Source organism: Calidithermus terrae (genome assembly GCF_003574345.1).
Lineage (GTDB): Bacteria > Deinococcota > Deinococci > Deinococcales > Thermaceae > Calidithermus > Calidithermus chliarophilus.
This window is the reverse complement of sequence record NZ_QXDL01000155.1, coordinates 1-10,035: the sequence shown is the minus strand read 5'-3', so window position 1 is coordinate 10,035 and position 10,035 is coordinate 1. Positions and strand designations below refer to the sequence as shown.

The following is a 10,035-nucleotide window of genomic DNA, read 5'->3' as shown; positions in this document are numbered from 1 at the left end:
TCTCCCCCTCCGAGGTGACCAGGAAGTGGGGGTTCGTCCCCAAGTCAATCCCAATAGCCTCTTGGGTCTGAGGCAGGGGTACAGCCTCGACCTCGCAACTGAACACCACATACCAATGCTCTCCCTCTCGCTTCACCGTCGCGGTCTTGACCTCCCCTTCGAGCGGGCGGTGGAACTTGCACTTGACCGAGCCGATGCCGTAGAGGAAGACCCGCTTCCCGCCTCCCTGCACCTTGACCCCGGTTTGGCCCGCCTGGGGGAAGGTGAACGAGTCGTAGCGCTCCCGTCCCTTGAAGCGGGGGTAGCCCGCTTTCTGTCCCGCTCCCGCCTTGACCCTGCGGAAGAAGCCCTGGAAGGCTTTGTCCACCCGCTCGATGACGTTCTGCAAGACCTGGGAGTGGACGCCCTTGTACTCCGGCAGCTCGGTGCGTATCTCGGGCAACCACCGTTTTTGCTCGTAGAAGCCCACCGTTTTGCCCGCTTTCTGGTAGGCCTCCCGCCGCTCCTGCAAGGCCGCGTTGTACAACTGGCGGCACAGCGCAAGGGTGCGCTCCAGGTCTTTGTGCTGGGGCTGGGTGGGGTACAAGCGGTACTTGAACGCCTTCCTAGTCATCGTCCACCTGATGCTTGCGCTGGGACTCGATGTAGCGCTGGATGGTCTGGGCTGAGATGTTCCCAGCACTCCCCACGTAGAAGGAGGGCGTCCACAAATGACCGCCGCCCTTGCCCCGCCGTAGCTTCGGAAACTCTTGCAGGATGCGCCGAGCCGAAACGCCTTTGAGTATCTTGGCCACGTCCGAGGGCGACCACTTCGGCGGCACAGACACAAACAGGTGGGCGTGGTCGGGCATGACCTCCATGCCCAAAACTATCCAGTCCCTCATCGAGCAGGCCTCCCGGAATACCTGCATCAGCCTTTCGCGCACCTCGCCCACAAAAACGTGCCTGCGGTACTTGGGGGTGAACACCAGATGGTAGTTCAGATTGTAATGCGAATGGCGCGTGGTGCGTTCTTCAGGCACGTGCATATGATAGCACATCCGCCGCCCACTATGCTATGTGCTCCTTCGGAGCGCGTGGGGGAGTCCATGTATCCCCGGTTTAAAAACCGGGGGATTATAGCTCCCCCACGCCCCCTCTTTTTTCTAATCCGCTACTATGGAACCACAAAGCCCACACGTGATGTCGTCGAAGCTTACCGGGAGGTGGACTTTTGGGAAGACCTCGAGCGTGGATACGGCGTCTACTTCATCGTTTACACGGACGAGAAACCAACCGAAATCTACTTCGGCTTTTACTCAAATGACTGACTTGTGAGGGTGTCCTGCGTTTATATACCAAGCCCAGGCGTTAGCATGGGTCTGTGAAAGCCATCTTCGTCGCACCCACCCGCCCCAACGTGGGCCTCACCAGCACCGCGCTCGGCATCGTGCGGGCGCTCGAGCGCTCGGGGCTCAGGGTCGGCTTCTGCAAGCCGGTGGCGCAGGACTACTCGGCCACCGACCGCAGCGTGCACTTCGCCCGCGAGGTGGGGCGCATCGCGGTGCCCGACCCCATCCCCCTGGGGCGTGCGGAGAACCTGCTGAGCGAGGGCCAGGAGGACGACCTGATGGAGGAGGTGATGCGGGTGTACCAGCTCGCCGCCGAGGGCGCCGACGTGGTGGTGGTGGAGGGGCTGGCCCTGGGGGCCGCCAACGCCTACGCCGCGCGGCTCAACGCGGAGATGGCGCGCAACCTCGAGGCCCTCACCGTGCTCGTCACCACCCTCCAGGGCTCCACGCCCAAGGAGGTCGCCGACCAGATGGAGCTGATGCTGCCCAGCTTCGGCGAGCGGGTGGTGGGCTACATCCTTAACTACGCCCCGCCCGCCGAGGAGACCTACACCTCCAAGCTGCGCACCCGCAAGAAGATCCTCGCCGACGCCAAGCTGGCCCAGCTCGGGGTGATCCCCCTCAACCCCGACCTCACCGCCCCCCGGGTCTCCGACGTGGCCGCCCACCTGGGCGCGACCGTGGTCAACGCGGGCGAGATGGCCACCCGGCGCGTCAGCAAGACCTTCGTGGCTGCGCGCAGCGTGCCCCAGATCGTCAGCCTCTTCACCCCGGGGGCGCTGGTCATCACCTCCGGCGACCGCGACGACGTGGTGATGGCGGTGTCGCTGGCCCACCTCAGCGGGGTGCCGCTGGCGGGGCTGGTGCTCACCTGGAACTACCTGCCCGAGGAGCCCATCCAGCGCCTGTGCCGCAGCGCGCTCACCTCCGAGCTGCCGGTGCTGATGGTGGAGAGCGACACCTACACCACCGCCACCCGGCTGGCCCAGATGGACCGTCAGATCCCCCTCGACGACCTGGGGCGCGTGGAGCGGGTCCTCGACTACGTGGCCGACAAGCTCGACACCGCCCCCCTCAAGGCGCGCCTCCAGACCCCCGAGGAGCGCCGCATGACCCCGCCCGCCTTCCGCTACGAGCTCATCAAGCGGGCCAGCGCCGCCCGCAAGCGCATCGTGCTGCCCGAGGGCGATGAGCCGCGCACCGTGAAGGCCGCCGTGATCTGCCACGAGAAGGGCATTGCCCGCTGCGTGCTGCTCGCCAAACCCGACTCGGTGCACGCCGTGGCCGAGGCTCAGGGCGTCACCCTGCCCAGCAGCCTCCAGATCATTGACCCCGACGAGGTGCGCGAGCGCTACGTGGGGCCCATGGTCGAGCTGCGCAAGCACAAGGGCCTCACCGAGCCGCAGGCCTTGCAGCAGCTCGAGGACACCGTGGTGCTCGGCACCATGATGCTGGCCCTGGACGAGGTGGACGGCCTGGTCTCGGGCGCGGTCCACACCACCGCCAACACCGTGCGCCCCGCGCTCCAGCTCATCAAGACCGCGCCGGGGGTCAAGCTCGTCAGCAGCGTGTTCTTCATGCTCATGCCCGAGCAGGTGCTCGTCTACGGCGACTGTGCCATCAACCCCGACCCCGACGCCGAGGAGCTCGCCGACATCGCCATCCAGTCGGCCGACTCCGCCGCCGCCTTCGGCATCACCCCGCGCGTGGCGATGATCTCCTACTCCACCGGCACCTCCGGCGCGGGCGAGGACGTGGAGAAGGTCGCGCGGGCCACCGCGATCGCCAGGGCCCGCCGCCCCGACCTCGTCATCGACGGCCCCATGCAGTACGACGCCGCCAGCGTGGAGAGCGTGGGCCGGCAGAAAGCCCCCGGCTCCCCCGTGGCCGGGCGGGCCACCGTGTTCATCTTCCCCGACCTCAACACCGGCAACACCACCTACAAGGCCGTCCAGCGCAGCGCCGGCGTGGTCAGCGTAGGCCCCATGCTCCAGGGCCTGCGCAAGCCCGTCAACGACCTCTCGAGGGGCGCCCTCGTCGATGACATCGTCTACACCATCGCCCTCACCGCCATCCAGGCCGACCGCGGGGCGGCGGGGAGTGGCAAGCTATAAACAAAGGCCCGTGGATCGTGGCGTGCAGTCCGTGGTCTGTCGAGGGTCAAGGTCGAGGGCGTACGACGCAAGACGTAGGACGTAGGACACGCGTTTAGCGTTCGGCGTTGGACGTACGACCCGCGCCCGGCGTCCGGCTATCGGCCATAGGCGTTGCGCCTCCCGCCCCCGCTCCCCCTTGCCGAGCGTGGTAGACTCGAGGACAGGGCGTACAAGTCTGCAGCATAGGTGTATGCCCGGAGGTGACGTATAAGGGACGTTCCAATCAACGAGCGGATTCGGGTGCGGCAGGTTCGCCTCATCGACGAGAACGGTACGCAGGTGGGCATCGTGGATACCCGCGAGGCCTTGCAGATGGCTAAGGAGCGCGAGTACGACCTGGTGCTGGTTTCGCCCACGGCGGTGCCGCCGGTGGCCCGGCTCCTGGACTACGGCAAGTGGCGCTACGAGCAGCAGCAGGCCGAGAAGGAGGCCCGCAAGAAGGCCAAGCGCACCGAGGTCAAGAGCATCAAGCTGCGCCCCAAGATTGACACCCACGATTACAACGTGAAGGTCGGGCATGTGCGGCGCTTCCTCGAGGAAGGCCACAAGGTCAAGATCACCATCATGTTCCGCGGCCGCGAGATGGCCCACCCCGAACTGGGCTACAAGCTCCTCGAGCGCGTCGCCAAGGACATGGAGGGTCTGGGCTTCGTGGAGATGCGCCCGGAGATGCTGGGCCGCGACATGAACATGGTCATGGCCCCGGGCTCCAAGCCCTCGGCGCAGCCCCAGGCGCAAGCCTCTGCCCCACAGTCCAACTAACCGCGTGCAACTCCAGGCTGGGCCGACGCCCAGCCTGTTTCGTCCTGCCGCGAAGCCTCGAGGGCTTGGCTGAGGCCCCCCCTCGGTGCTATACTCGCAAGGCTGCCGAGCCGTCAAGACCCCCCGCGGGCGCTCGAGGCAGCCGCTAAAGCCGCCGTCGCGGCCCGGCGAACTCCGCCGGAAGACAAGGAGAAGCACGATGCCGAAGATGAAGACCCACAAGGGCGCCAAGGGCCGTGTCAAGGTCACGGCCGGTGGCAAGGTGATCGCCAAGAAGCCCGGCAAGCGTCACCTCAACTACCACAAGTCCGGTTCCTCCATCCGCACCAAGGGCCGCAGCTTCACCCTGGCCGAGGGGGACGCCCGCCGCATGATCGAACTGCTGAGGGGTGAGGGTTAATGCCGCGCGCCAAGACCGGTGTCGTACGCCGCCGCAAGCACAAGAAGATCCTCAAGCTCGCCAAGGGCTTCTGGGGCCTGCGCTCCAAGAGCGTCCGCAAGGCCCGCGAGACCCTCTTCAGCGGCGCCATGCGCTCGTTCAACGACCGCCGCGAGCGCAAGGGCGACATGCGCCGCTTGTGGATCGTTCGCATCAACGCCGCCGCCCGCCAGCACGGCCTGAGCTACTCGGTGTTCATGGGCGGCCTCAAGAAGGCCGGCATCGAGCTCGACCGCAAGATCCTCGCCGACCTCGCCGTGCGCAACCCCGAGGCCTTCGCCGCGCTCGTCGAGAAGGCCAAAGCCTGACCGCCGGCCGAAAACCGCAGGGGCGCAGCACGCTGCGCCCCTGATCCTTTTTTCCGGCGTTGCCGCTTGCTCGAGCTGATGCGCCCCGGATTCTAGGGCAGTATAGCCGGAAGGGACCGCAACGCAAGCTACCCTACCGCCGCCGGCTTTCGCCTAGCCTGCTCCGGATGAAGGAGACCTTCCCGATTTCTACGGCCCGGGCTCGGGCGCCGCTCGGGCCCCTCTGCCCCGCCTCGGGCTCCACCGTTGCGGCTTTGGCGCCGTTCCGGGCGTCCCTGCCCGGCTCGAGCCCGGTGAGGGGCGCTCTATCGGAGAGGCCCGGGGCCATAAACTCAGGCATGGACTTCCGCGACCGTCACACCCTGCGCGTCCGGGTCGTTCCCGAGGACATTGACGAGCTCGAGCACGTCAACAACGCCGTGTACCTGCGCTACATCGAACGGGCGGTCAAGGCCCACGCCGAGCGGGTGGGGATGGGCTTCGCGGCGCTCAAGGGGTTGGGGGTGATCCCGGTGGTGCGCCGCCACGTCATCACCTACCGCCGCTCGGCCTTGCTGGGGGAGGAGCTCGAGGTCTTCACCCGCATCACCGCCTTCAGCGGCTTCCGCGCCGCCCGCCACAACGAGGTGCGCCGGGCGGGCGACCGGGCCTTGCTGGCGGAGGTCGAGACCGACTGGGTTTGGCTGGACGCGGAACGTGGCCGGCCGAAGAACGTGCCGCAGGCGGTGCTCGAGGCCTTCGGCCTGCTCTGAACGCCCATGGATACCCTCGAGCTCGTACGCCTTAACCTGCTCTCGCCGATGGTGCTGGCCTTCGCGCTGGGCATCGTGGCTACGCTGTCGCGCAGCGACCTCAAGATCCCCGAGGCCCTTTACACCGCCCTCTCCATCTACCTGCTGCTGGCGATCGGGCTCAAGGGCGGGGCCGAGCTCTCCATCACCCCGCTGGCGGCCTTCTGGAGGCCGGCGCTGGTGACGCTGGGGCTGGGCGTCGTGACCCCGCTTCTGGCCTACGCCGTCCTGCGGCGGCTGGGGCGCTTCGACGTGGCCGACGCTGCCGCCATCGCCGCGCACTACGGCTCGGTCTCCGCCGTGACCTTCATCGCCGCCCTCACCTTCCTCCAGACCGCGGGAATCCCCTACGAGGGCTTCATGCCCACGCTGGTGGCGATCCTCGAGGTCCCCGCCATCGTCATCGCCTTGCTCATCGCCCGGCAGCGTCTGGGCGGGGCGGAGACCCTGGGCGAGGCCATCCGCGAGGTCTTCTCGGGCAAGAGCATCCTGCTGCTGGTGGGGGGACTGGCGATCGGCTTCTTCTCCGGTAAGCCGGGGCTCGAGCAGGTGGCCCCGCTGTTCGTCGAGCCCTTCAAGGGGGCGCTGGTGCTGTTCCTGCTCGAGATGGGCATGGTGGCGGCCAAGCGGCTGCGCGACCTGCGCAAGGCGGGGGGCTTCCTGGTGGCCTTCGGCTTGCTGATGCCGGTGCTGCAAGGGGCCTTGGGCGTGGGCCTGGGGACGTGGGCCGGGCTGTCGCTGGGCGGGGCCACGGTGCTGGGCACCATGGCGGCCAGCGCCTCCTACATCGCCGCCCCGGCGGCGGTGCGCATCGCCTTGCCGCAGGCCAACCCCAGCTATTACCTCACCGCCGCGCTGGGCATCACCTTCCCCTTCAACCTCACCCTCGGCATCCCGCTCTACTTCGCGCTCTCGCGCCTGTTCCACGGAGGCTAGCCATGCAGACCGTGCCGCTCAAGCTCGTCACCATCATCGCCGAGGCCTTTCTCGAGGAGAAGCTCGTCCGCGAGGTCAAGAAGCTGGGCGCCAGCGGCTACACCCTGAGCCCGGCCCGGGGCGAGGGCAGCCGGGGGGTGCGGGCGAGCGAGTGGGAGGGGGGCAACGTGCGGCTGGAGGTGGTGGCGAGCCCGCAGGTGGCCGAGCGCATCCTCGAGCGCCTGGCCGAGGTCTACTTCCCCAGCTACGCGGTGATCGCCTTCACCCAGACCGTCGAGGTGGTGCGGGGCGAGAAGTACGCCTGAAGCGGCGGGCGTCTGAGCCTCCCGCCCGGCCCGGGCGCACTATAATCCTGAGGATGCGCCCCCTCGCTTTTGTCGGCTGGTTCGTGGTCGCGTTCAGCGGCTTCTTCGTGCTGGCGGCCATCGGCGACCTGCTCGGCGGCTCCGCCGCTGAGGACGCGGAGCCGGGGGTCGTCGCCGGGCTGGCGGTGTTCTTCGCCGTCGTGGGCTACCTGGGCTACCGGCTCGCGGTGAGCAGGCCCGTGGGGGCCGCGGCCCTTTCGCCGGAGCAGCGGGTGCTCGAGCTCGCGCAGCGCATGCAGGGCCGGCTGACCCTGGCCGAGGTGGTGCTGCACTGCAAAATGCCCGTCCCCCAGGCCAAAGAGGTCATGAAAACCCTGGTGCGCCAGGGCCTGGCCGAGCTGCACCTCACCGACGGCGGGGAGGAGGTCTACGCCTTCGGCGGCTTCATCCCCGAGGAGAAGGCCAGCGCCAAGGACCCCTTCGAGACCTGAGGGCGCTAGCGCGACCAGCGCAGGTCCATCTCCTCGCGCTCGCCCAGCGCGCTGCGCAGTAGCTCGAGCAGCGCGGGGTCGGCGCCCTGCTCGGCGAAGTAGTCGAGGGTGGCGCGGTTGATGTAGTAGTCCTGGTCGTCGGCGGCTTCTTCCTCGAGCTGATCGAGCATGAACCGAAGCTGCTCCTCGCTGATGCTCCCCAGGCTGGCCCCGCTGGCGGCGTCGAACAGTTGTACCATGGCTCGAGTATAGCCAGCCGGGGCGCTTTTCTGAAATAAAGTGCATATTCCGCTCGGTTTCCCGGCGCCCTCGGTCACAATGAGAGCCGATGCACGAGATGGACTGGCAGCTCCTGGCCCCGATCTCCATCGAGGGCAGCAACCTGATCGTGGAGTACTGCGAGCACGAGGGCCGTATCGCCATCCGGCTGGGGGGCTTCGCCGGGGTGGTGTTGCCGCTGTCGGAGTTCGAACTGCTGATCCAGCACCTCACCAGCGGGCGCGGCTGGGGCGGCAACGGCGTGCACTGGTCGCCGCCTTTCCTGAAGGTGGGCTCGCGCACCTTCACCCTCAAGGACGCCGGCAGGCGGGCTCTGGCGGAGACGCTGGCCCGCGTCCCCGGCCTGAGCGCGCACCCAGCCCCGCGGCCGGAGGCCAACCCCTGGCAGCAACGGCTCGTCGAACTGCTGCACAGCCCGCTCGAGGGCCTCCCGTCCGCGCTGGACCGGCTCGCGGCCCTGGCTTTCGAGCGGCTCGAGCTGCAGGGCCTGAGCCTGTGGGTGCACGACCCGGCGGCCGGCAGCTACACCCTGGCGGCGCGGGTGCCCAAGCTGCTCGAGCCCCGCGTGCTGAGCCCGCGCGGCTACCCCGAACTCCTCGAGCAGTCCTTGCTGCTCCCGCTGCACAACCTCCAGGCCGACGGCCGCGCGGCCGAGTTGCGCGCCGTCGGCGAGGCCTGGTGCTTCGGTGCGTTGCTGCAGGTGCCCATCCGGCTCGAGCGCGAGGTGAGCGCCGTGCTCTGGCTCGAGCGGCGCGAGAGCCAGCCCTGGAGCGAGCTCGACCAGTTCGTCGCCCTCCAGCTCGCCGAGGCCCTGCGGCCCCACGTGGCGGCGGCCCTGACCCAGGGTTACCAGCCCAACTCGCCGGAGGCCTTCCGGCGCTACCTCGAGCAGGCCGTTGCCCGGGCCCGCCGGCAGGGTCACTGGGTCGGGCTGGTCTGGTTCAAGAGCCCGGGCCTCAGCGAGGTGCAGCGGGCCCGCGTGCTCGAGGTGCTGCAGCGCTCGCTGCGCTACTCCGACGCCGCCATCGAGGCCAGCCCCGAGGACTTCCTGCTGCTCCTGTCAACCCTGCGCGCCCCGAGCGGGGCGGCCCGCGCCGCCGAGCGGATCGTGGCGCGGTTGCAGATCGTCATGGGCAGGCTCCCGGCGCTGGGGGTCGCGGTCCTGCCTGAGCAGGCGAGCACCGCCGAGGAGCTCTGGCAGCAGGCCGAGCAGGCCGCCGTGAAGGCGCTCCGGAGCGGTCAGGGCGACCTGGCCCGCGTCGAGTAGGCGGGCGGCTGGGCTCGAGGCGGCAGCGGTCCTCGAGGGCTTCCCCGGAACATTCAAGGCCGGCAGCACCGGAGCCACCGCGCTTAAAGCCGAGCCCCGCCTGGAACGGGCGGGGCTCGGCGGACTAGAGTTCAGGAAGCAGGGGAGACCTTGGCCCCGATCTCCCAGCGGGCCAAAGCCTTGAGCAGAACGTCCCGCTCGTTCTGGTGGGACAAGCGGGTGAGGGCTTCGGACACCGGGAACCAGGCCGCGTCGTCCACCTCTTCTTTCTGCGGCCGGGGTTGGCCGGACACGTACTTCATCAAGAAGTGATGGACCTCCTTGGTCACCGTGACCGGGGTGGCGTCGTCCTTGACGGTGAAGTGGTAGCGAATGCTCCCCAGGGGAGCCAGGACCCGTGCCTCGATGCCGGTCTCCTCGCGCACCTCGCGCACCGCCGTCTGGGGGTAACGTTCGCCCTGCTCGACCTGCCCCTTGGGCAGGCTCCACATGCGCCCTTCCTTGATGGCGATCAGCAAGGCCTCGAGGGCGCCCTCGTTGGAGCGCAGCACCACGCCCCCCGCCGACACCACCCGCCGTTTCGTGGTCGGGTGGGCGGAAGGCTTTTTGGTTTTGCGGCGACGTCTCGAGGAAGTGGTGAAATGCATGGGCAAAACCTTCTTCCCTCCAGTGTAAGCCCCGCAGGGTGTTCTCGGGGTGTATATCCCCACATACTAAGGCTTACGGAGTGAGGCAGTAAAAAAAGGACGCCGTCAGGCGTCCTTTCTTTGTCGAGACTTTGAGAAGAGAGAGTCAGCAGCCAGGGGTTTGAGTTTCGAGATGGCCCTCTTTCGAGGGCGAGAAACTCCTTAGAAAGGAGGTGATCCAGCCGCACCTTCCGGTACAGCTACCTTGTTACGACTTAGCCCCAGTCATGAGCCCGGCCCTCGGCGCCTGCCTAGGGCTACCGGCGACTTCAGGCAGAACCCAC

13 protein-coding genes and 1 rRNA gene are annotated in these 10,035 nt (G+C 68.0%); 9 read left to right on the top strand and 5 right to left on the bottom strand.

Annotated elements, in window-relative coordinates; genetic code table 11:
* Together Mterra_RS15430 and tnpA are read right to left on the bottom strand one after the other, a co-directional pair.
* On the bottom strand, nt 1–613 hold a 613-nt coding region (locus Mterra_RS15430), incomplete at its 3' end, for an RNA-guided endonuclease InsQ/TnpB family protein (protein ID WP_147372831.1).
* Entirely contained in the window at nt 606–1,022 is a 417-nt protein-coding gene (gene tnpA, locus Mterra_RS15425; RefSeq protein ID WP_119315983.1) for an IS200/IS605 family transposase, read from the bottom strand. The genes Mterra_RS15430 and tnpA, both read right to left, overlap by 8 nt.
* A 341-nt stretch (nt 1,023–1,363) precedes the next feature.
* On the opposite strand from tnpA, the gene pta reads away from it, so the two are divergent.
* From pta to Mterra_RS15385, 8 genes are all read left to right on the top strand, one after another.
* The gene (gene pta, locus Mterra_RS15420) at nt 1,364–3,445 is read left to right on the top strand and encodes a phosphate acetyltransferase (protein ID WP_119315982.1); all 2,082 of its coding nucleotides are present in this window, start codon (nt 1,364–1,366) and stop codon (nt 3,443–3,445) included.
* A 249-nt stretch (nt 3,446–3,694) separates the two neighbouring features.
* Entirely contained in the window at nt 3,695–4,249 is a 555-nt protein-coding gene (infC, locus tag Mterra_RS15415; protein ID WP_084542423.1) for a translation initiation factor IF-3, read from the top strand.
* Between the two features lie 199 nt (nt 4,250–4,448).
* A complete protein-coding gene (gene rpmI / locus Mterra_RS15410) occupies nt 4,449–4,649 on the top strand; it encodes a 50S ribosomal protein L35 (protein WP_119315981.1) in 201 nt (66 codons plus the stop codon).
* Nucleotides 4,649–4,996, top strand: coding sequence for a 50S ribosomal protein L20 (rplT, locus tag Mterra_RS15405; protein WP_018465508.1), 348 nt, complete (start codon nt 4,649–4,651; stop codon nt 4,994–4,996). Before rpmI ends, rplT begins: the two co-directional genes overlap by 1 nt.
* A 338-nt stretch (nt 4,997–5,334) precedes the next feature.
* Complete coding sequence (locus Mterra_RS15400; RefSeq protein WP_119315980.1) at nt 5,335–5,748, top strand: acyl-CoA thioesterase; 414 nt, start codon at nt 5,335–5,337, stop codon at nt 5,746–5,748.
* A gap of 6 nt (nt 5,749–5,754) precedes the next feature.
* Nucleotides 5,755–6,723, top strand: coding sequence for a sodium-dependent bicarbonate transport family permease (locus Mterra_RS15395; RefSeq protein WP_119315979.1), 969 nt, complete (start codon nt 5,755–5,757; stop codon nt 6,721–6,723).
* Nucleotides 6,724–6,725: 2 nt separating this feature from the next.
* Nucleotides 6,726–7,028: a P-II family nitrogen regulator gene (locus tag Mterra_RS15390; RefSeq protein ID WP_027893841.1), complete on the top strand. Its 303-nt coding sequence runs from the start codon at nt 6,726–6,728 to the stop codon at nt 7,026–7,028.
* Nucleotides 7,029–7,081: 53 nt separating this feature from the next.
* The gene (locus tag Mterra_RS15385) at nt 7,082–7,519 is read left to right on the top strand and encodes a hypothetical protein (RefSeq protein WP_119315978.1); all 438 of its coding nucleotides are present in this window, start codon (nt 7,082–7,084) and stop codon (nt 7,517–7,519) included.
* A 5-nt stretch (nt 7,520–7,524) separates the two neighbouring features.
* Here Mterra_RS15385 and Mterra_RS15380 read toward each other — a convergent pair whose 3' ends face one another.
* Nucleotides 7,525–7,758, bottom strand: coding sequence for a galactosyldiacylglycerol synthase (locus Mterra_RS15380; protein WP_119315977.1), 234 nt, complete (start codon nt 7,756–7,758; stop codon nt 7,525–7,527).
* An 89-nt stretch (nt 7,759–7,847) separates the two neighbouring features.
* On the opposite strand from Mterra_RS15380, the gene Mterra_RS15375 reads away from it, so the two are divergent.
* On the top strand, nt 7,848–9,065 hold the full coding sequence (locus tag Mterra_RS15375) for a GAF domain-containing protein (protein WP_119315976.1): 1,218 nt from the start codon (nt 7,848–7,850) through the stop codon (nt 9,063–9,065).
* Between the two features lie 131 nt (nt 9,066–9,196).
* Here Mterra_RS15375 and Mterra_RS15370 read toward each other — a convergent pair whose 3' ends face one another.
* Together Mterra_RS15370 and Mterra_RS15365 are read right to left on the bottom strand one after the other, a co-directional pair.
* Nucleotides 9,197–9,712: an NUDIX hydrolase gene (locus tag Mterra_RS15370; protein WP_119315975.1), complete on the bottom strand. Its 516-nt coding sequence runs from the start codon at nt 9,710–9,712 to the stop codon at nt 9,197–9,199.
* A gap of 205 nt (nt 9,713–9,917) precedes the next feature.
* Nucleotides 9,918–10,035, bottom strand: a 16S ribosomal RNA gene (locus tag Mterra_RS15365); the annotation flags it as partial.